Genomic DNA, 24,329 nt, shown 5'->3' on the forward strand with positions numbered 1-24,329 from the left:
CTCAAAGCGGCGCCGTTCCGTGGAAAGACGAAGGGGTCTACCTCCTCACCGGGGGAGCGGGCGGCATCGGCCTGATTTTCGCTGAAGAAATAGCTTCCCGCGTCAAAAACGCCGTCCTCGTATTAACGGGGAGGGCAGAAGTGCTTGATGAAGAGCGCTCCGCCCGCTTACGGCGCTTGGAAGCGTCGGGCGCCCGCGTATTGTATAAACCGGTTGATGTGACAGATAGGGCAGCGGTCATCGCCCTCGTCCGCGGCATACAGGAGGAGCACGGAACACTCGACGGGATCATTCACGGCGCCGGTGTGATCGCCGACAATTACATTCTGAACCAGACAGAAAACGAACGGAAGACCGTCATGGCGCCGAAAGTGAAAGGGCTTATCAATCTTGATGAAGCAGCGAAAGATGTGCGGCTGGACTTTTTCATTCTGTTTTCTTCCTTGGCGGGAGGCATGGGAAATCCGGGGCAGGCCGGTTATGCGGCAGCCAACGCATTTATGGATGTTTATGCAGCCCGCCGGAACCGTCTTGTGAGGGACAACGAGCGGAGCGGGCAGACCCTGTCTGTCAACTGGCCGCTTTGGGAAGAAGGCGGTATGCGCGTGGACAAAGAGACCGAACGGCTGATGTATGAACAGACCGGGATGAAAGCCATGCGATCGGCCTCAGGCATCCAAGCGCTTTACGCCGCTTTTGCCTCAGGAGAACACCAGGTCATGGTGGCAGAGGGCGACGAAAAACGGATTCGAAAAAACCTGATGCCTGAAACGCCGGAACCGTCCAATCGCATTCATGTGTCAAGGAAGACGCCCGTCCATATGCCGAATAAAGTACAAGCGGAACTCAAACATATGATATCAGGCATTCTGAAGGTGAAAGAAGACGAGATAGATGCTGAATCAGAGATGAGAGATTATGGCTTTGATTCGGTTTCATTCACGCAGTTTGCAAATGAACTAAATAAAACGTATGGGCTTGAACTGACACCGGCCGTATTTTTTGAATACCCGACAGTCTTTAGTTTTGCCCAATACTTGCTGACGGAACATCCGGATACATTCGGCTCACAGGCAGAAACAGAAACGGAGAAACCGGTTGTGCGTAAAAAAATGAAGACGGAGCCATTCTCGATTCAGTCCCGCCTTCCTAAAACAAAAACCGCAGCTGCACCTGAGCCCGTGGCGATAATCGGAATCAGCTGTGCATTTCCAATGGCTGAAAATCCGGAAATGTTTTGGGAGAATTTAGCCGGAGAAAAGGACTGCATTTCTGAAATACCGCCGGAGCGCTGGGACTGGAGACAGTATTACGGAGATCCGCAGAAAGATAAAAATGCGAGCAATGTAAAGTGGGGCGGCTTCATTGCTGAAACCGCTCAATTTGATCCGTTATTTTTCGGTATTTCTCCGCATGAAGCCGAAATGATGGATCCTCAGCAAAGGCTTTTAATGATGCATGTATGGAAAGCGATTGAAGATGCCGGCTGCTCTGCCAAAAGCCTGTCAGGTACAAATACAGGCATCTTTGCAGGCACGACAAACAGCGGTTACGCCCAGGAAGCTTCAAAGTTCCATATAGAGATTGAGGGTTCTTCCGCCGCCGGAACGGTTCCGTCAATCGGTCCGAACCGCATGAGCTATTTTCTGAATATACATGGGCCGAGCGAACCGATAGAAACCGCCTGTTCAAGCTCATTGGTCGCTGTTCACCGTGCGGTCAGGGCAATTCAGGCCGGAGACTGCGGCATCGCGATTGCAGGAGGCGTCAATGCTATTGTGTCGCCGGATATGCATATCAGCTTTAATAAAGCGGGAATGCTCAGTGAAGACGGGCGCTGCAAAACATTTTCCGATCAAGCGGACGGGTATGTCAGAGCTGAAGGTGCCGGCATGATTGTTTTGAAAACATTATCCGATGCGGAACGTGACGGCGACCGTATTTATGCCGTTATTCGCGGAACGGCGGAAAATCATGGCGGAAGGGCGGCTTCCCTTACATCGCCGAATCCGAAAGCACAGACAGAAGTCATGATAAAAGCGTATCAGCAAGCGAACATCGACCCCCGTACAGTGAGTTATATTGAAGCCCACGGCACGGGAACGGCGCTCGGAGATCCGATAGAAATCAACGGACTCAAAGCGGCTTTTGCAGCGCTTTATCAGAAAGCCGGAGTAACGGCACCCGATCAGCCTCATTGCGGCCTCGGTTCCGTCAAAACGAATATCGGCCACACAGAGCTTGCCGCCGGCATGGCCGGGCTTTTAAAAATTATTTTGCAGATGCAGCACAAAACGCTCGTTAAAAGTCTGCATTGTGAAACCGTTAATCCGTATATCAGCCTCGACGGCAGCCCGTTTTATTTCGTCCGCGACACTCAGCCGTGGAAAGCGGCGACTGATGATAGCGGAAATGAACTGCCGCGGAGAGCGGGTGTCAGCTCGTTCGGATTTGGCGGTGTCAACGCTCATGTCGTGCTCGAAGAATATGTTTCTCCTGTTGAAGAGAAACAATGGACGGCCGGTGAACTTCAGCCGTCCTTATTCATTCTCTCGGCAAAGACGGCGGAACAGCTGAAGGAACGTGCGGAACAGCTGAGCAGATATTTGGAAAAGACACATTCAGCTGACGGAGCTCTTGCGGATATCGCTTATACGCTTCAGCTTGGCCGGGATGAAATGGAAGAGCGCCTTGCCGTCATTGCTGAAACAAAAGAAGAGCTTACGAACGCGCTGAATGATTTCCTCAGCGGCAAGGAGGCGGGGCAGAATTTCTTTACAGGCCGGAACAAAGCGATGAAACAGCTGTTTACAGAGATGACGGACAATACAGAAATGAGCGGGACCATAGATCAATGGATTGAAGCAGGAAAGTATGCAATGCTTGCAAAATTATGGGTGCAAGGCTTGCATGTCGACTGGAATAAATTATATCCGGACGAAAGGCCAAAAAAAGTCAGCCTGCCCGTCTATCCTTTTGCGAAAACACATTGCTGGATACCGCACAGTGCGCAGCATATAAGGCACCGGGAGACTTATGAGACTGATATGTCCCCGCTTGAGACTTATGAGCGCCTGCTTGATGAATTGGAGAGAAACGAAATAAGCATAGAAGCCGCTGTAAAAAGAACGATCGGTTTTTACAGGGATTAGCGTAATGGAGGAAACCATATGAAAGAGTTTCTGCACCGGGTTTTTTCTGACGTCAAAAATAAAAAAATGACAAAACAGGATGCGATCGGCATTTTGCGCGATTATGATATGCGGATGGGACTTCGCCAAGCGGATTCCCTTCATCCGGTTGCTCAGCAGCATATTTCCGATGAAACGGGACTGGGATTCTCGGCAGCTTTCAGCGGCCGGGAATTTTTTCTCGCTGATGTTTCTTTACAGCGTAAAAAGCTTATGCCCGGAGAACTTCTTTTGGAAATGGCGAGAGCTGCGGCTGTTTTGACAGTAAAGGAGACTGAGGCTGTCCGGCTGACGCATATCGTGTGGTCAAAGCCCATTCTGACTGAGGCTGAGCCGTTCCATATCGAAATCAGGCTGATACCCGCAGAGGGTGAAGCCAAAAGGTTTGAGATTTATAATCCATTTTCTGCCGATTTCAGTCATCATGATGTGTACAGCCAAGGGACGCTTCAGCCAGTTGATGCTGCGCCCGGCATGCTGGATATCAGCCGCTTGAAGGAAAACAGCGGCTTCCTGATGGATCAGCAGCAAATTGAAGCCATCACTCAGAACGATACCGTTCAATACAGTGAGCACATGAAAGGAATTGAGTGTATTTACGCCTCAGCAGGACGGATGCTGGCAGACATATCAATTCCATTGACAAACCAAAAAGAATCCGCCCGATTCGGCCTCCCTCCCTGTGTGATGCAAAGTGTGACAGAGGCATGCGCGCTGCTTGGCGGCAAAGAATATAAAACGCTCGCCCCGGTTTCATTGGACGAGCTTTTGTTTTATGAACCTTGTCCTGACAAGGTATGGGCCGAGATACAAGAGAAGGCGGGGAGCTTTTATATTGATTTATGTGACGAAGAAGGAAAAATATGGGCTTCCCTGTCGGGGTTGAAGCTGCAGCCTGTCATCAAGACGGGCGCTCCCGGAAAAACCAATGCCGAACACCGCAGTGAACGTTTGTATGAACAAACGCTTCTTCAGCTCAAAACGCTTTTTGCCCTGACTACAAAAATTGCTGTTTCCAACATAGATACTGAAGAGCCGCTGGAAACTTACGGAATCGACTCAGTCACTGTGACGAAATTGAACCGCGAATTGTCTCTGCTTTTCGGTGACCTTTCCAAAACGGTTTTTTACGAATATAAGACACTGGGCTCCCTGGCAGCTCACTTTGTCACGGATTATCCAAAAGAATGCCGAAAGTGGACAAATGATGATGAGCACCGTTCAGGCATATCAGAACAGGTTTTGGCAAATGAAGATTTTCCGGTGCTTCCGTCGTTTATCAAGCAAAAGAAACGGCCTTCTTTATCCAATGAGAACCAGACAAAAGAAGGGATTGCGATTATCGGAGTCAGCGGACGTTATCCGCAAGCTGAAACACTTGAAGCGTACTGGGATAACTTAGCAGCCGGAAAAGACTGTGTGACGGAAATTCCCGAAGAGCGCTGGGAAAAGGACAAGTACTACAACCCTGATCCCGAAGAGGCCGTGAAAGAAGGGAAAAGTTACAGTAAGCGGGGCGGGTTTCTGAAAGATGCCGCTTTCTTTGATCCGCTGTTTTTTCAAATTTCACCCCGTGATGCTTTGAATATGGACCCGCAGGAGCGTCTCTTTATTGAAATGTGCTGGCAGGTGCTGGAGGATGCCGGTTATACGAAGGAACAGCTTGAGAATCTGTATAACGGCCGGGTCGGCGTTTTTGCGGGCATTACGAAAAACGGGTACGGAATGTACTGGAAAAACGGCGGGACCCTGCAGCCGAAAACGTCGTTCAGTTCAGCGGCCAACAGAGTTTCCTATTTTCTGAATCTGAAAGGGCCGAGCATGCCGGTCGACACGATGTGTTCATCTTCGCTGACTGCAATCCATGAAGCGTGTGAAAACATCCTTCGCGGCGAATGCGACATGGCGATTGCCGGCGGTGTGAATGTGTATACGCATCCTTCGGCTTATGCGGAGCTCAGCGCCTATCGAATGCTTTCAAAAGACGGAACGTGCAAAAGTTTCGGTGAAGGCGGGGACGGATTTGTTCCCGGTGAAGGCGTCGGAGCCGTGCTGTTAAAGCCGCTGTCAAAAGCGATGGCTGATAAGGACCATATTTACGGTGTGATTCGCGGCACTCATATCAATCACGGAGGCAGAACAAACGGGTATACAGTGCCGAGTCCGAGCGCCCAGGCTGACGTAATTTCCGGCGCGCTTGAAAAATCAGGAATACATCCGCGGATGATCAGCTGTATCGAAGCCCACGGCACGGGCACTGAACTCGGAGATCCGATCGAGATTGACGGTTTGACCCGCGCATTTCAAACGAAAACGTCAGATAAAGGTTTTTGCGCCATCAGCTCAGTTAAATCCAATATCGGGCATTTGGAAGCCGCGGCAGGCATTGCCGGTGTAACGAAACTGCTGCTTCAGTTTCAAAAACGCAAGCTGGCCCCCTCTTTACATTGCCGGAAATTGAATCCGAATATTGTATTCGACCGGACGCCGTTTGTGGTGCAGCGTGAATTGGCAGACTGGAAACGGCCGGTCATTGAGGAAAACGGAGCGCAGAAAGAGATTCCGAGAATCGCGGGCATCTCTTCTTTTGGCGCGGGCGGGGCAAATGCCCACATATTGATAGAAGAATATATTGAACCTGATAGGGAGATTTCTGAGCCATTCACAGATGAAGATCCCGCAGTCATTTTATTATCCGCCAAACAGGAGGCCAGCTTGAAGCAGCGGGCGCAGCAGCTTCTTCAAGCGATCAGAAAAAATGACGTCACAGACCGCAGTCTCCGGGATGCGGCTTACACCCTTCAAACCGGAAGAGAAGCGATGGAAGAACGTGCGGCGTTTATCGTAACGTCGACAGAGCAGTTAGCGGAAAAACTGCAGCGTTTTATTGACGGCGGGACAGACGGCTGTTTTATCGGAAAAAGCAAACAGTATAAAGACATTCTAGCCGTTTTTAAGGATGAAGATATGCAGGACGCCGTCCGTAAATGGATGAAACGAAAAAAATTCGCGAAGCTTCTGGAACTTTGGGTAAAAGGGCTGAAGATTGATTGGTCAGAACTTTATAACGGCAGCCTGCCGCACCGCATCAGCCTTCCCGGATATCCATTTATAAAGGATCGGTATTGGCCGGACGATGCAGCGCCGGGCAATGTTCGCGGTGCTGAAACACATTCTGAAACATTTCGTGAAACCCGCTTTTTACAGAAAAGCTGGGCAGAAAGCAGCAGTGTTCCGGTTAAGGAAGTGCGGGGCGTCATCGGAATAGCCGCCGATCACCAGACAGGAAATTTGGCCGTTGAGCTGTCCCGTTATTTCTCCGAGTCTGAAATCATTGACTCTGCATCATCGGAAATATCCGGGGACGCGTCCCGGTTTGGCGGTCTGATTGATGTGACCGGATGCGGAACGGAAACCAATCATGATGACGGCTGGATTCATCGTCTGCAGTCTCTCATTGACAACAGAAACCGCGGCCGAAAGCTTCAGCTGCTTTGTGTGACAAAAGGGCTTGAACCTTTTGCAAATGAAACGATAAATCTCTCAGGTGCAAAAAAGGCCGGATTGTACCGGATGCTCCAAAGTGAGTATAAGGATATCCGCTCGCGGCATATGGATGCAGAACGGACTGCCGAAGATCCTGAGCTGGCAAACCAGATCGCAGAGGAGTTTTTTCGCGATTCTGAAGACATCGAAGTGTGTTACAGAAACGGTGTGCGCTATCACGCGAGGTTAAAGGAAACAAACAGCTTAGCTGAAAAAGAATTTTCATTTCCGAAAGACCATGTGCTCTGGATCACCGGGGGGACCCGGGGACTCGGATATTTATTCGCCCGGCATTTTGCCGAACGATATGGAGTCACGAAACTCGTGCTTACCGGAAAAGAAACCATGCCGCCGAAAGCGGAGTGGGATGATCATGTCAAACGGAATTCTCCGTTTTCCGAAAAAGTGAGAAGAATCAGAGAGCTCGAACAAAAAGGTGTCCGAACGGAAGTGCTGTCTGTATCATCCGGCCCAGAATATGAGCAGGCCGTCAGCCGGGTGAAAGATCAAATGGGGCCGATAGGAGGCGTGTTACACGCAGCGGGAGCCGTAGATCTCGATCATCCGGCCTTTATCCGCAAAACAAGAGAACAGATGATGCCCGTGCTTGAGCCTAAAACAGACGGACTGGACCTGTTGTATCAAGCGCTGCACAAGGAGCCTCTCCGGTTTTTTGCGCTGTTTTCTTCAGTGTCCGGCGTGATGCCGGAATTAGGAGCGGGGCAAAGCGATTATGCCATGGCTAACGCCTATATGGATTATTTTGCGGCCGCAAAAGGTTTTCCGGTGCTGAGCATTCAATGGCCGAGCTGGAAAGAAACGGGTATGGGCGAATCAAAAAGCCGGGCCTATCTGAAAAGCGGTTTAAAGAGCATCACTGACAGAGAAGGGCTGAGCCTGTTTGATGCCATCATAACAGGCGATTGCGGATCTGTTATTATGCCGGCCGTCATTCACCCGGAAAAATGGGAGCCTGACCGTCTGCTGCTTTCATCCGGCCTTACTGAAACAAAGCGGCAGGAACAGGCCGATACAGAAAGCGTTGAGGAGTGGCTGACGGGCATTTGCTGCCGGGAATTAAGACTGGAGCCGTCAAGATTTGAATCTGATACACCGTTTCAAGATTACGGAGCCGATTCCATCATGCTTGCCCAAGTGTCCAGAGCGATCGGAAAGAGGATCAAAGCTGACCTTGACCCGGCGGTGCTGTATGAATACCCTACGGTTGCTGCGCTGGCCGGATGGCTTGAAACAGCATATCCGGAAATCAAAGCTGCCGTTTCAAAACCGATTCAGCCTGTAATCCCGGACGTTCCCAAACAAACAGCAGCTGCTGTTATTCAGCCTTCTGGTGCTAGAGCGGCGCAAGACATCGCTGTTGTCGGAATGTCCTGCCGTTTTCCGGGAGCTGAATCAATTGAAGCTTATTGGAAGCTGCTGTCTGAAGGAACGTCAGCCATTCAAAGGGTGCCGAAAGAGCGCTGGAAAACGGAGAAGGCGGATTATGCGGGCCTTTTAAAAAATGTAACGCATTTTGACCCGGAGTTTTTCCTTATTCCCGAAGAAGACATCAAGGCAATGGATATCCAGTCCTTTCTTATATTAGAAGAGGCGCTTCATCTGTTCAGAGACAGCGGTTACTCTTTACAAGAAATGAAAGGCAGGGCAGCCGGTGTCTATTTAGGAGGACGCGGCGGCAGTATGCCTGACGAAAACCGTCTGAAGCATGCAAAAAATCCGATAGTCGCCGCCGGCCCGAATTACTTAGCGGCCAATCTTTCTCAGTTTTTTGATTTGAAGGGGCCGAGTCTTGTTTTGGATACGGCCTGTTCTTCAGCGCTTGTCGGTATGAATATGGCGATACAGGCGCTTTCTTGCGGTGAAATCGACTCAGCGGTGGTCGGGGGAGTCAGTCTGCTGGAATCCGGTCAAACCCACCGGATGTTCGAACTTCGCAATCTGTTAAGCGAAGAGCCTGCGTTTCATATTTTTGACCGCCGCACCGGCGGCATCGTATTGGGAGAAGGCGTCGGAATGGTGTATTTAAAAACAGCGGCCCAGGCTGTAAAAGACGGGGACCGGATTCATGCGGTCATTAAAGGCATTTCCGTAAACAATGACGGCAGAACCGCGGGGCCTGCCACACCGAATATACAGGCGCAGAAAGAAGTGATGGCCAAGGCGCTTGCCAAAAGCGGCAGAAAAGCGGAGGATATCAGCTACATTGAAGCAAACGGTTCTGGCTCTGAAGTAACGGATCTTTTGGAACTGAGGGCGATTGAAGCGGTGTACCGTATGCAAAACAGCGCGCCTTGCGAATTGGGGTCGATGAAGCCGAATATCGGACACCCGTTATGCGCTGAAGGGATTGCCGGATTTATTAAAACAGTGCTTATGCTCTCGCACCGAATGCGTGTGCCTTTCCTTTCGGGCAAAGAGCCGATGACGCATTACGATCTGTCCGCCTCGCCGTTTTATTTTTCGCACGCGCTGCGTGAATGGACGGATTCACAGCGGATTGCCGCCGTCAGCAGCTTCGCTGACGGAGGGACGAATGCCCATGTCATAGTGGAAGCCTGGGAGCAAGAGGCGTATACCCCGGTCAGAAAGCCTTTGCCGAGACAGGAATTAAAACGCCGGCCCATTCGTCCGGACAAAGCCGAAAGCCTGCATGAAAACGCACATAAATCCCGTCCGAATACGTTTTGGAAACAAATGAAGACTTACTGATTGCGCTGAAAATTGAACGTCGATATGGAGGAAGTTCATATGCAAGAGCAGCTTCTTATTAACAATCAGCATCCCGTTCTGAAACATCATAAAGCCTATGGAAAGGAACTGCTGCCGGGTCTGGCTTATATTGACCTGATCTATCAGACTTTCAGAGAAAACGGTTTTTTTCATGCCGGCCTTGAACTCAGGCACTTATCGATTTTTCACCCTTTAGCTCCTGAACAGGGAGAAACAATCCTGCTTTCCGTTGATTGTACAGAGAACGTCGAAGGGCAGTGGAAGGTAGAGGTGAAAGGGCAAAAACAAGGTGACGAAGCAGCAGAGACAAAGGTATATGCCGCGGCGCAAATGCATTCCGTCAAGCCCGCCGGCTTCCAAGAGAGCGTCCGGATGGATGCCGTAAAACAAACGGCGGCAGAAATACCGCTTGAGGACATTTACGCGGAATGCAGGGATCAAGAACTGGTTCATTCAGGAATGATGAAAGGCTGCGGAAGCGTCTACCAAACTGAAAAAGAGATTTATATTGATCTGTCGGTGCAAAAGGATCAGCTGGAACATGCAGAAGAGGCGATGTTTCATCCCGCATTGATAGATGCGAGCAGCATCGGCTCCAATGTATATCTCGCTCCTTTGACGAGGGAGGAGGGGCAATTATTTCTGCCGCTGTTTTATGAATCGTTTTATTGCGCCGAATTGCTGCAGATAACATGTATCACCAAGATAAAAAAAGAATCCGTCACCCGTAAGAAAGATCTCGTTTACGTGACAATGGAGTTTTTCAATGAGGAAGGCAGAAAAGTCGGCGAACTGAAAAACTTCGCCAATAAACTGGTGAGGGACCCGGAACTGATCAATCAGAAACGGCAAAAGAAAGAACCTGACGGTCGGAATGCCGTCCCGGCTCCGCAAGCGGAACCGGCGCCTTCTGAGCCCCGCCGTGCGGAGGCTTCCGCCGGCCTTACTGAACAGTGCATCCTTTATTTAAAAGAATTGCTTGCCGCCCGATTGAACAAACCTGTGCAAGAGATTGACCCGGATGTCGGCTACTATGAAATGGGGCTGGATTCTCCGGGGCTGTTGGACATGGTAAAGGAAATTGAACAAAAAATCGGAACGCAGCTTCTGCCGACACTGTTATTTGAATACACGACAATCGCGGAATTGGCGGGATATTTGTGCGAACATTACGGAGCCGGTTTCGGTCATGCTCAAAGCGGGCCTTCAAGTGCTGAGCCTTTGCACCGGGAAAAAAAGAGGACGACCCAAATCCGCGTGAAAAAATCGGCGTCAGCCGGAACGCAGAATGGAGATATTGCCATCGTCGGGATGGCGGGACGGTACCCCGGCGCCAAAAATCTTCGTGAATTTTGGACAAATTTAAAAAATGGAGAAAACAGCGTAACGGAAGTGCCTCGTTCCCGCTGGGATACGAGGACATATGAGCATTTGCGATCGCCGTCCGGCAAGCCGATTTCCAAATGGGGCGGTTTTATAGACGATCCGGATTGTTTTGACGCGAAATTTTTCCGGATTTCTCCGCGGGAGGCAGAAGCTAAAGATCCGCAAGAACGCTTGTTTTTAGAAACATGCTGGGAAACGATTGAGGATGCGGGCTACACCCCGGAAACAATCGTTCAGCCGAAAGGGCCGAATAAGAGAATGAACGTCGGTGTGTTTGCCGGGGTGATGCATATGGATTATTCTCTCGCCGGCGCTGAAGCTGCGGCCAAAGGGCTGGTCTTTCCTTATCCCTTGAACTATGCGCCGATCGCAAACCGGGTTTCATATTTTTGCAATTTTCACGGGCCGAGCATGGCGGTTGACACAGTGTGCTCGTCATCTCTGACGGCCGTCCATATGGCGGCGGAAAGTCTGAGACGCGGTGAATGTGAAGCAGCTCTTGCCGGAGGCGTCAATTTATCATTGCACCCGACAAAATATATCACATACGGCTTGATGGATATGCATTCGAGTGACGGGCTGTGCCGCACGTTCGGCGAAGGAGGCACAGGCTATGTCTCAGCTGACGGCATCGGAGCCGTGCTGCTGAAGCCGCTCCACAAGGCCGAAGAAGATAAGGATCATATTTATGCGGTGATAAAAGGCAGCGCCGTCAATCACGTGGGGACCGTCAGCGGGATTACCGTGCCGAGCCCCGTGGCGCAGGGGGATATGATAGCTGAATGTCTTGAAAAGACGGGGATCGATCCCCGGACGATTTCTTATGTGGAAGCGCACGGAACCGGAACTTCTTTAGGAGATCCGATTGAAATACAAGGTCTTGTTAAAGCTTACCGCACGTTTACGGAGGATCGGCAATTTTGTGCGATCGGTTCCGTTAAATCGAATATCGGACATGCGGAATCAGCCGCCGGGATCAGCGGGCTTCATAAAACGGTTTTGCAGCTGTTTCACAAAACGCTTGTCCCTTCTTTGCACTCAGAGACGATGAATCCGTATCTCCATTTAGAGGACTCGCCATTTTACGTGCAGCAAAAAACCGAGCCATGGAAAAGGCCGGCGTATACAGAGAACGGCCGTGAACATGCCTGTCCGAGACGCGCGGGCATCAGTTCATTTGGGGCGACGGGGTCAAACGTTCATCTCATTTTAGAAGAGTACAGGCCCAAAAGCCCCGGCATTACGGAGAATCAAGAGAGACCGTATATTGTGCCTCTGTCAGCGAAAAATCCGGAGCGGCTGAAAGAATACGCTGCCCGCCTGCTGATGTTTCTCAAAGATGAAGCGCCTAAAGGAAGCGGGCCGCTTCATGACAAAAGAGATACAATGCAAAATCAGCTGGAAAATGCGTTACGCAGCGTTCTGGCGGATGTTCTGCATGTAGAGGCCGGCTCGGTAGATGGTGAACAGGATTGGAAGGAATTCGGCTTGGATGTCATGCAGCTGGCACAGTTTTCTGAGCTGATGACGGATCGATACGGGCTGGCAATAGACATGACTGATCTCATACAGCATACTTCCGTCCGGACTTTAGCAGAATGTCTTACAAACGATGAGAAACATAAGAATATTCTTTCCGGTCTTTTCGGTCAGTCCGGCTTAGATAAGCAGCCTGATGAACCTTTTTCCCTGCGGTCACTGGCGTATACACTGCAAACGGGACGGCTGGCAATGGAAGAACGGCTTGTTTTTTTAGTGAACGATCAAGCAGACCTGATCAGGAAATTAACTGAATTTACAGAACAGAAACGGCAGATTGACGTCTGCTTTCAAGGGCGGTCTGATAGCGGAACGGAAATCAGGGGTTTCCTGAATAATGATCAGGATACGGAGGAGCTGATCCGAAAATGGATGGACAGCGGCACTTACAAAAAACTTGCGGAGCTGTGGTCAAAAGGATTTGAGATAGACTGGACGCGGCTGTATCAGGAGGAGAAACCGCGCAGGATGAGTCTGCCGACGTATCCGTTTGCAAAGGAACGATATTGGATACCGGAGCCCGATCATCCCGTCACTTCTGTAAATACAGAAAGCAGGCTTCACCCGCTGCTTCACCGCAATACATCAGATTTGTTAGAACAAAAATTCAGTACGATACTGAACGGAGATGAATTCTTCTTAGCCGATCATATCGTCCGAAACAAGCGTGTTCTCCCCGGGGCGGCTTATCTTGAAATGGCGAGAGCCGCGGCTGAACTGGCTGCCGCGCCGTTAGCCGCTGGATACACGGCTAAAACCGGCATTTCGCTGCGGTATATCAGCTGGATACGCCAGGCCGTTCATAAAAAAGAGCCGCTGCGTATGACGACAGGGCTTTCTTTGGAGGATAACGGCAATGTTTCATTTCAAGTGTACAACAATGAAAATGATTCAGACATTTATTGTGAAGGCAGTGCTGTGATTGAGCCGCTGTCTGAGGCGCCGGTTTTGCATATTGAACAGCTGAAAGCGCGATGCCGCAAAAAAGTGCTGTCAAAAGAAGACTGCTATGCGGCGTTTGCAAAGGCGGAAATTGTATACGGACCTTCACATCAAGGAATTGATCACATTTATTGCGGGGAGAAAGAAGCCTTGGCTAAATTGGTGCTCCCTGCTTCCGTTTCTGATGAAGCCGAACAGTTTGTGCTCCATCCGAGTCTGATTGATTCCGCTTTTCAGGCGGCCATCGGCGTTATAAATGAAGATCAAGCGGGTTATCCGGAGCAGCCGTTAATGCCTTTTGAATTGCATGAACTGACCGTTTTTCATCCGTGCAGTCCAAACATGTGGGCGGCCGTATTTGTGACGCATGAAACACCGGCCGTACGAAGAATGGACATTGATATATGTGATGAACGCGGCAATGTGTGTGTAAGGATAAAAGGATTTTCTGCCCGGATGGCCGAAAGTGCGCCGGCCGTAACCGATAATAAGCAACACGATCTGCCGGGTAACCTTACCGGAGCCGTCAAACTGATGCAGGTATGGGACACGGAACCGATAGACAACCAAACCGGCTTCCCCATTTCTGAAGCAAAAGCTGTCATCATAGGCGGTACAGACGGGCAGGCGGCCGCGGTTTTACGATTGTTTCCTAAAGCTGTGCGATTTGATAGCAACCAAAGTGCTTCCGTTGAAGTGATATCTGATCGGCTCCGCCGTCTCGGTGAGATTCAGCATATGATCTGGTTTGCCCCTCAGTCGGCTGATTCTGACAGCCATGATCAAAAAAGCGGGGTGCTGCAAATTTTCAGAGCGGCCAAAGCTCTTATCGGTCTCGGGTATGGAAAAGAGCAGCTCGGGATGACGGTAATTACGCACCAAGCACAGCCTATCACTCAATATGATGAGGTGCGTCCCGCTCATTCCAGTGTACACGGTTTCGTCGGGTCTCTCGCAAAAGAACATCCGAGCTGGCACATCCGTCTGGCCGATCTTGAAGACGGGGGGGATTTCCCCGCAGAAGACATATTCAGCCTGCCCCGCGACCGTACGGGTAAAGCATGGGTGCGCAGACATCAGGAATGGTACCGGCCTCAATTGCTTCCGGTCCAAAGCGGGCCGTCTGAAAGTGTTCCTTACCGCTATGGAGGCGTATATGTCATCATCGGCGGTGCGGGAGGCATCGGCGAGGTTTGGACAGATTATATGGTGACGACGTATAAAGCCCGAGTCGTCTGGATCGGGAGGAGGCCGCTGGACAGCCGGATACGCCAAAAAATAGACCGGTACCGGTCATCAGGCCCGGCTCCCGAATATATAGCCGCAGATGCTTCTGATCTTCCATCGCTTCAGCGCGCCTATGAACAGATTAAAAACACATACGGCACCATCAGCGGCGTCGTTCATTCAGCGATGGTATTTGCGAATGAAAGCGTAAAAGATATGGAAGAATCACAGTTTCACGCCGGCCTTGCGGCGAAAGTGGATATTTCCGTCAACATTGCCGAAGTATTTGCGAAAGAGTCTTTGGACTTTATTCTCTTTTTCTCTTCGGTTATTTCATATATTAAGAATCCGAATCAAAGTCATTATGCGGCGGGGTGCGCATTTAAAGACGCATTTGCCCATGAGCTTTCCGGACGGCTGTCATGCCGGGTCAAAGTGATGAACTGGGGTTATTGGGAGCGGGCTGACAATCACATTTCTGAAGAGTTTGACAGACTGAGTGCAATCGGTCTCGGGCTGATCAGCCGGGCGGAAGGGATGCAGGCGCTGGAAACTCTGCTGACGCAGCCGATCTCCCGTATGGGACTGATGAAGCTGACCAAGCCGATTCCGATCGAGGGAATGAACCCTCATGAATTTGTGACTATCTGATTGCCTGTCAAAATGACGGAGCAAATTTAATTTTCTTAGGAGGATAAGGTTTTGGGTAAGGGAGACAAACAAAAAGACCGTACACAGTTATCCTTAAGAACAGAAATAAGCAATCAAATGAAAGAATTGAATCGGCTTTTGCTGCAAGTGCTGCGGGTGACGCTGCGTTCAATGGGTCTGACCGGCGAAGCGCCGGCGGCTTCCTGTCTGCCTTTATATGAGCGCTGGCTGGAAGAAAGCATCCGTCTTTTAGACAGCGATTTTAAAAGCGGTGAAACGGCTGCGGTTTGGGAAGAGTGGCATAAGAAGAAAAACGAATGGCTGAAAGATCCGGATATGAAAGCGCAGGTTCTGCTGGCGGATACCGTCATTCAAGCTTTGCCTGACATTTTAACAGGCAAAATAAAAGCCACTGATGTGATGTTTCCCGATTCTTCAATGGAGCTTGTTGAAGGAATCTATAAGCATAACATTCTCGCTGATTATTACAACGATGTGCTGGCAAATGAAGCGTGTATTTATGTGGAAAATGTAATTAAAAACAATCCTGAGGCAAACATCCGTCTGCTGGAGATCGGAGCGGGCACCGGCGGAACGAGCAGCACACTGTTTAAAAAGCTCCGCCTCTATCAAAACCATATTCAGGAATACTGTTATACCGACTTGTCAAAAGCTTTTTTAATGCATGCCGAAAAGGAATACGGCGCGGACAATCCGTATTTGACGTATCAGCTGTTTAATGTGGAGCAGCCTGCGGCGGGCCAGGGATTCCATCTGAGAACCTACGATATCGCTATTGCCGCAAACGTGCTGCATGCCACCAAAAATATCCGGAAAACATTACGGACGGCAAAAGCCGTATTGAAAAAGGAGGGTTTGCTGCTTGTTAATGAACTGGGCGGGCATACGCCGTTTACACATGTTACATTCGGCTTATTAGAGGGCTGGTGGCTGTACGAAGACGAGGCGCTGCGGATTCCGGGGTGCCCCGGTCTTTATCCGGAAACATGGAAATCCGTTTTAATGGCTGAAGGTTTTCATTCCATTCAATTTCCGGCTGAAAACGAACGTCTGCACACCCAGCAGATTATCACGGCGAAAAGCAACGGAGTCATCAGGCAGAGCAGGGAAGCTTACACCGCGCAAAAGCGCCAATCAAACGTACCGCAAACATCCTCTGATCGTCAGCTCCCCATCAAACAAGCGGGAGAGGGGCTTTCGGAAAAGACAGCGGCTTTTCTGATAAGGGCTGCGGCAAAAGTATTAAAAATGCCGGCAGAAGAGATAAATCCGCTGGCTCCTCTGGATGAATACGGCATTGACTCTATTCTGATCGTTCAGCTGACGAATGAGCTGCGGGATCTCGTCCCTGATATCAGCAGCACGCTGTTTTTTGAATACCGCACGATAGAAGAGCTTGCCGCATACTTGACTGAAACGAAGGAGCGCGAACTGCATGCGCGATTTTCTGAAGAAGTCCGTCATACTGAAGCGGCATCATCCGGCACTTTGCTTGAAAAAAGCACAGAGTACCTGAAACAGATCGTCAGCGCCATCTTAAAGATGCCGATTGAGGACGTTCAAGCCCATACGCCCCTTGAAGAATACGGAATCGATTCCATCTTAATCGTACAGCTGACCAACCGCGTGCGGGAAGACGTACCTGATATCAGCAGCACTTTGTTCTTCGAGTATCCGACAATCGGCGGATTAGCGGAATATCTCGTCAGCTCAAGACAGGATGATATGGCTGGGATTTTCAAGACAAATAAAGAAGCCGAAAAGGCGCCGCACACATTACAGAAAAAGCAAAGCCGCAAAAAAAGCGCCGGATTGACGAAGCGCCAAGCGGCATCTTTTTCTGAAACAGCGCCGCCCGCTTCCGAACCGCCGTCAAAACACCTTGAAGTGGCAATTGTCGGTCTTGCCGGACGGTATCCCGGAGCTGAAAATGTTAATGAGTTCTGGGAACGGTTAAAGACCGGTGAACACGGAATCAACGAAATTCCGAAAGACCGCTGGGATTGGCGGGACTACTATGATGAGACAAAAGGTAAGGAAGGCCGGATGTATACAAAGTGGGGCGGCTTTTTAACAGATATTGATAAATTTGATCCGCTGTTTTTTAAAATCTCCCCGAAAGAAGCGGAGCGCATGGACCCGCAGGAGAGACTGTTTCTGGAAACCGCTTATGCGGCTCTTGAGGATGCCGGATATACCCCTGATTCACTATGCGCCCGTAAAAAGGTTGGTGTCTTTGCGGGTGTCATGAACGGCAACTATCCGACAGGAGCCCACTACCACTTTATCCCGAACCGCGTATCCTATGTGTTTGATTTTCACGGTCCGAGCATCGCGGTCGATACCGCATGCTCCTCATCCTTAACCGCCGTTCATCTCGCCGCAGAAAGCATCAGAACAGGTGCATCTGAATGCGCGATTGCCGGCGGCGTAAACCTGATTACAGACCCGGTTCATTATATCGGACTTTCTTCTATGAGAATGCTGTCACCGTCAAACGCGTGCAAAGCATTCGGTGATAAGGCTGACGGGTTTGTTGACGGAGAGGGCGTCGGCTGTATCGTGTTAAAGCCGTTGAAAAAGGCTGTTGAAGATCATGATCATATATACGGTGTCATTAAAGGAAGCGCTCTGAACGCCGGCGGCAAAACGAACGGGTTCACCGTTCCGAATCCGAATGCACAAGGAGAAGTGATCGCAGAGGCGATGGAGCGGGCAGGGATTGATCCAAGAGCAATCAGCTATCTGGAAGCCCACGGCACCGGCACTTCCTTGGGAGATCCGATTGAAATCGCAGGGTTAACCAAGGCTTTCCGACGCTATACGGATGCAAAGCAATTTTGTTCCATCGGTTCTGTTAAATCCAATATCGGACACCTGGAAAGTGCGGCGGGCATTGCTGCGGTCACCAAAATTCTTCTTCAGATGAAACACGGATATCTGGTGCCGTCGCTGCATTCAGAGCAGCTGAACCCGGAAATTGATTTTGAAACTTCTCCTTTTATCGTGCAGCAGAAAACGGCGGAATGGAGACGGCCGGTCATAGAATCTGAAGGAGTAACACGGGAATATCCGAGAATCGCGGGTACATCTTCTTTCGGAGCGGGCGGTGCAAATGCCCACTTGCTGATAGAAGAGTATGAACCGGCTGAAATGAGTTCGAAAGACACCGGCCGTCCGGCGCTTTTTGTTTTATCGGCAAAAGATAAAGACCGTTTGCGCGAGCGGGCTCTGTTGCTGTCGGATGCCGCCGGAAACGGAACAATTACAGATGCGAACCTGCTTGACGCGGCATTTACCCTTCAAGTCGGCAGGGTCCCGATGGAAGAACGGCTGGCGATGACAGCGGACTCTGTTTCTGAATTGGAACAGAAGCTGACTGCTTTTCTGAATCATGCTGGTTCTGTAAGCGGGGTGTTTACAGGCCGGGGTGATAGTGCTGTCACGGAGACGGAAGGCACAGTCAGTGATTGGATGGAAAAACGTCAATTTGACAGTCTTTTGAATGCCTGGGTTCACGGGACGCCCGTCGATTGGCCATCTTTATATAAAGGGGCGCTGCCGCATCGTATCAGTCTGCCGTCTTATCCATTTGCAAAAGAAAGCTACTGGATGAAGCGGGAAGAACCAAAAACAGGAACAACTGAATATGTGCATCCTTTCCTGCATGAAAATACGTCAACCTTGGCGGTGCAAAGCTATCATACTTCTTTTACAGGCCGGGAACACGTTTTCCACGATGTGAGAGGGGAGCGGGTTCTGTCGGCAGCCGTTTATTTTGAAATGGCGCTTGCGGCTTATCATCATGCGGCAGACAGCTCTGAAGAAAAAGAGATATGGATCCGAACGGCGGCATGGACTAACCCGATTACCGGCGGACATCACGGTGCGGGCGTCAATCTCTCCCTTCTGTCTGAAGACGAGGAAGGCATCCATTATGAAATATACAGTGACGAAGAGAAGCTGCATCATTATGGAATCATCGGACAAGGGAACATACAGCCATCCCGCGTGCTGGATATTGCCTCCTTACAAAAAGACTGCCGCCCGCTGTCATTCGATTATGAAACACCAGGCACGTCAGGTGTAACGATCAGTAAGGAGTTCCGCACCGTTGAAAAGCTTTATGCGGGAGAAAATGCGGTTTGGGCGAAGCTTGCTCTTATAGATGAAAGCGGCCGTAATCCGGGATATCATATACCGCCGGAATTTCTGGACGCAGCTTTTCATGTCCTGGCAAAAACGGAGCCGTCAGTCCATATCGTGCCTGAAGCGGTTGAAGAACTGCGCGTCATGCGTCCGTGCTCATCCGGCATGTGGATGTATATTAATAAAAAGAATCAAACCGGCTGTGACATTCAATTTTGTGACGAAACCGGCATTGTCTGCGCAGAAATCAAAGGGATAAGAATGAGACAGCCGTCTCAGCAGGATCACGGACAAGAGGAACAATCCGAGATGATGATATTTGAAGAAATGTGGACGCAGCAGCCTCTGAAGAAATCCATTCATGAAGAGCTGAAAACGGTCATCTGTTTTCTTACGGGAGAAGCTGCCAGAAAGCATGCTTATCAGTCTTTACAATCCCTTTATCCGGGAGCCGGCGTGTTTTTTATTTCACAGGGTGAGGAAACTCAAAAGCTTTCAAACACGCATTATCAAATTAAAATTACTGACGGACAAGCATATCAAGAAACGTTTCGGCATATTGATACGGCTGCAGGCAAAGCGGATGCCGTTTTATATGGATGGCCGCTTGAAGATGAAAAGGCCGTGAAAGACTATTCCATTCTGTATCATGTGATCCGCGCAGCTGCTTCTTTGCGTTCTAAACCGAGGCGAATCCTTCTTTCCGCTCAGTGCGGGATCGATACCGATATCAGTTACGCCGAGTCATGGATCGGGCTGGAACGGTCGCTGAAACTGATTTTGCCGGAGACGGATACGGCCGCGGTTTATTTTGGACAAAAAGGACCGTTAGAAAAACTGATTCATAACGTATGTGAAGAACTTCACAGCGAGTCGTTCCGCAGTGTCATGTACAGTGGGGAAATCCGTCACGTCATGGAAATGAAGCAGACGGATATTGCCTCTGTTGAGAAGCGTGTGATAAAAAGCGGGAAAACGTACTTGATTACCGGCGGATGCGGGGGTTTAGGCTTGTTATTTGCCGGATATTTTGCTGAAAAAGGACCGGTTACGCTCATTTTGACGGGGAGATCAGCGGCAGGCGGCCCGGTGCTGAACAAGATAAAGAGATTGGAAGAATCAGGCGCCAAGGTGTTTTACGTGCAGGCGGATGCCGCAGATCAGGCTCAGATGGAGAAAGGTTTGCAAGAAGCGAAAGAGAAAGGATGCGGGCCGATTCACGGTGTCATTCACGCTGCAGGTCTTCAAGGCACTGAAAGCATTCTGGAGAAAGATCTGCAAACCTTTCAGCAAGTCTTATCGCCAAAAGCGGACGGCACCGCGGTGTTAGATCAGGTTCTGTCACGGGAGCCGCTTGACTTCTTCTGTTGTTTCTCTTCTTCTTCAGCGATTTTAGGAGACTTCGGTTCTTGTGACTACGCGATGGGGAACCGCTTCCAAATGGCTTTTGTCCGTCATCGGGATAAACTTGTGAGCCTCGGACTCAGAAGCGGCAAGTCACTTGCAATCAATTGGCCGCTTTGGAAAGAAGGGGGGATGCATGTCGGCACGGCGGAAAGCACCGATATGTACTTAAAATCAAGCGGACAGCGTTATTTATACACAGAGGAAGGACTCGACGCTTTTGAAACATTGTTAGTCCAGCCGTCCAGCCAGTATCTCGTCCTGGCCGGTTTTCCGTCGAGGGCCAAACGCTTCCTGCAGATAGACCAAGGCGAACGGCCGATTTCGGGTTCTGTAAACAGGAACGTCCCGTTTTCAGGAAGGCGGAGTGAAATGAAAGGCTTTACACTGGAAGAATGCGTAAGCTGGGATGTGAAAGAATTGGCGGCGAGGCTTTTGAAAATAGACAAGAACAGACTGACGGACGCTGACAATCTGGCTGATTTCGGCTTTGATTCTATCAGTTTGGCGGAATTCGCCTCTTCTTTGTCCGCTCATTACGGAATTGAAGTGACACCGGCCCTGTTTTTCGGACATTCCACACTGGAGAAGGTCGTCCGCTATTTTCTGACGGAACACAAGTCCGTCATGGAGCATGTCTATGAAGAAAAGAAACCTGAATCCGCAGATCAATCTGTCTTTGAAAAGACAGGAACGGAAAAGCGAAAGAAGCAGAGGGGAAGAAATAAGCTGAACGCCGGAACCGAGGGCAGTCAGGCAGCTGATTCCATTGCCATTATCGGCATGAGCGGCCGATTTCCTCAGGCGCGCACGGCGGACGAGCTGTGGGACATTCTGTTTCAGGAAAAGGATGTTGTCGCACCGGTCGCAAAAAAAGGCTTCACAAGTTCAAAATGGAAACTCGGCGCTGTACCGGGGGCGGACGAATTCGACCCTTTATTTTTTGAAATATCGCCGAGGGAAGCTGAAACGATGGATCCGAAACAGCGGCTGCTTCTTCAGGAAACGTGGAGGGCCCTTGAGGACGCCGGCTACGGCGCCAGTCACATCAGGCAGCAGACGATCGGTATGTTTGTGGGGGCGGAAGAAGGAGATTATCACCTTTTAACACGGGACAAAGGCAATGTCACGTCTCATCATAACGGTATTTTGGCGGCGCGGCTGGCTTATCACTTGAATTTATCAGGTCCTGTGATGGCGATAAATACAGCATGTTCTTCGGGACTCGTTTCTGTCCATCAGGCGGTATTAAGCCTGCAGAATAAAGAGTGCACAACAGCTGTTGCGGCCGGGGTGAATATCATGAATACCCCGGACTTTTTTGAAACGATAGATAAAGCCGGAATGCTGTCGGAAAACGGGAAATGCTTCGCGTTTGATAAAAGGGCTGACGGCATGGTTCCGGGGGAAGCGGCCGCGGCGGTTGTTCTGAAGCCGCTGAGAGAGGCGGAAGCGGATGGTGATCCGATTTACGGGGTGATTCGGGCGAGCGGCATCAATTATGATGGGAAAACAAACGGAATTACCGCTCCGAGCGGCGTCGCGCAGACCCGGCTGCTTACTTCCGTTTATGACCGGGGGCGTATCAACCCTGAAGATATCGAATATATCGTCACACACGGCACAGGTACAAAACTCGGTGATCCGGTGGAAATTAACGCGCTTTATGACGCATTTTCTGCCTATACAAACGAAGAAGCATTTTGCGCGCTCACATCAATTAAAACCAATATCGGCCACACGTTTGCCGCATCAGGCATTGTCAGTTTGATCAGTCTTTTACAGGCGTTCTCCCGTGAAATGATTCCCGCCAGTCTGCATTGCAGCGGGGAAAACCGCTATATCAACTGGGAGAAGAGTCCTTTTTATGTGAATAAAACGGGTAAACCGTGGCCTTCTCTGCCGGGTAAAAACCGAATGGGGGCAGTCAGCGCATTCGGGATGAGCGGAACAAACGCCCATGTCGTTATGGAAAGCTATAAGCGCAGCGCTTCACCTCATCGTGATGCCCCTGCATATTTACTGACTTTGTCTGCAAAAACAGAGGAGGCTCTTCACGAAAAAATCGAAGATATGATCACTTGGGCGGAAAATGGCGGACTGAAAGAAAATGATCTGGCCCAGCTCAGCTATACGTTGTTAAAAGGACGGCATCACTTTAACCATCGCGCCGCCATCGTAGTGCAAGATGCTGATGACGCAGTGTATGTATGGAAGCAGGCAAAGCTTAATGAACATCATCCTTATGTGTTTTCGGGAAAAGTACCGCAGCACTTTGCAGGCCGTCAGCATATTCAGGAGCACATAATAGAAGTGCTCGGCAAGTGCAGCGCCTCATATTCTGACCATAGAAAGTATCAGGAGCTGTTATGCGTGCTGGCAGATTTTTATTGTCAAGGTTATGAAATCGAAGGGGACTTGCTTTATGGCGGACCTTTGCCGCGAATCGGCAATCTGCCGGGCTACCCGTTTGCCAGACAGACGTATTGGGCATCCGATCGTCTTCAGAGAGAGCTTGAAAGCCGGAATTCAGCTGAACGTGAAAAGCTTCACCCGCTGCTCCATGCGAATACATCGACCTTTACCGCCCAGCGTTTTACTTCTGTTTTTTCTGGGCAGGAACCGTTTTTTGCCGATCATATCGTCAATGGAAAACCGGTGCTTCCGGGCGCGGCTGCTTTAGAAATGGCCCGGGCCGCCGTTACACTTGCCGCTGAAGATTTGCCCGGCGGGAAAACGGGTGTCCGGCTTAAACAGATCGTTTGGCTCCGGCCGGTGACGGCGCTTTCTGAAGGAGTGACGCTTCATGTAAGACTTCAGCCGGAAGAAAACGGAGACATCGCTTTTAAAGCGTATGCCGAAGGAGAAGAGCCGCTTGTCTTTTTCCAGGGAAAGGCCGTGCTCGAAGAGACGGAGCGTGCTCCTGTTCTCGATGTGGAAGCGGTTCAGGCGCGCTGCAGCGGCCGGCGTATGTCAAAGGCTGAGTGCTATGAAGCGTTCGACAGCCTCGGCATCACCTACGGACCGTCTCATCAGGCGCTTGACGCCGTCTATGCCGGAAGCGGAGAAGTGCTCGCAAAGCTCACTCTTCCGCCGTCCGCCCGCGAGGAAAAGGAGCCGTTCATCCTGCATCCAAGCATGCTGGACGCCGCTCTTCAGGCTTCTATCGGCCTCGTGCTCTCAGACGGTTCCGCGTCCGGACGGCCGTTTCTGCCGTTTGCCCTCCAGGATATGCAGGTGTTTTCTGCGTGCCGGGAGACGATGTGGGCGGTGCTTTCCTCAGCGGACGGCGCCTATCATATTGAGCTGTGTGATGAAAACGGTGCGGTATGTGTCCGATTGACGGGGCTCACCGCCCGTTTTCTGGAAGAGGAAACGGAGGGAAAACCGCTCTTGCTTCAGCCAAAGTGGCAGGAATCACCGCCGAATGAAGGCGGCGGACAAGAAGAGTCTTTCAGATACGTGACGCTGTATGGCGGAATGAATGCTGAGGACATAAGCGGCGCCGTATGTGCGGCTGAC

4 protein-coding genes are annotated in these 24,329 nt (G+C 50.4%); all 4 read left to right on the forward strand.

Annotated features, from left to right (window positions below):
- The coding region (locus tag HWY38_RS10460; protein WP_224181807.1) for a type I polyketide synthase at positions 1–3,152 on the forward strand (3,152 nt) is incomplete at its 5' end.
- An 18-nt stretch (positions 3,153–3,170) separates the two neighbouring features.
- Positions 3,171–9,467 carry a type I polyketide synthase gene (locus tag HWY38_RS10465; RefSeq protein WP_224181808.1) on the forward strand — a complete coding sequence of 2,099 codons (6,297 nt, stop codon included), beginning with the start codon at positions 3,171–3,173 and terminating at the stop codon, positions 9,465–9,467.
- 39 nt (positions 9,468–9,506) lie between these two features.
- Positions 9,507–15,233: a type I polyketide synthase gene (locus HWY38_RS10470; RefSeq protein ID WP_224181809.1), complete on the forward strand. Its 5,727-nt coding sequence runs from the start codon at positions 9,507–9,509 to the stop codon at positions 15,231–15,233.
- Between the two features lie 51 nt (positions 15,234–15,284).
- Positions 15,285–24,329, forward strand: a 9,045-nt coding sequence (locus HWY38_RS10475) for an SDR family NAD(P)-dependent oxidoreductase (RefSeq protein WP_224181810.1), incomplete at its 3' end; no start/stop codon positions are given.

The organism is Bacillus sp. KS1, from assembly GCF_020075515.1.
Taxonomy (GTDB): domain Bacteria; phylum Bacillota; class Bacilli; order Bacillales; family Bacillaceae; genus Bacillus; species Bacillus velezensis.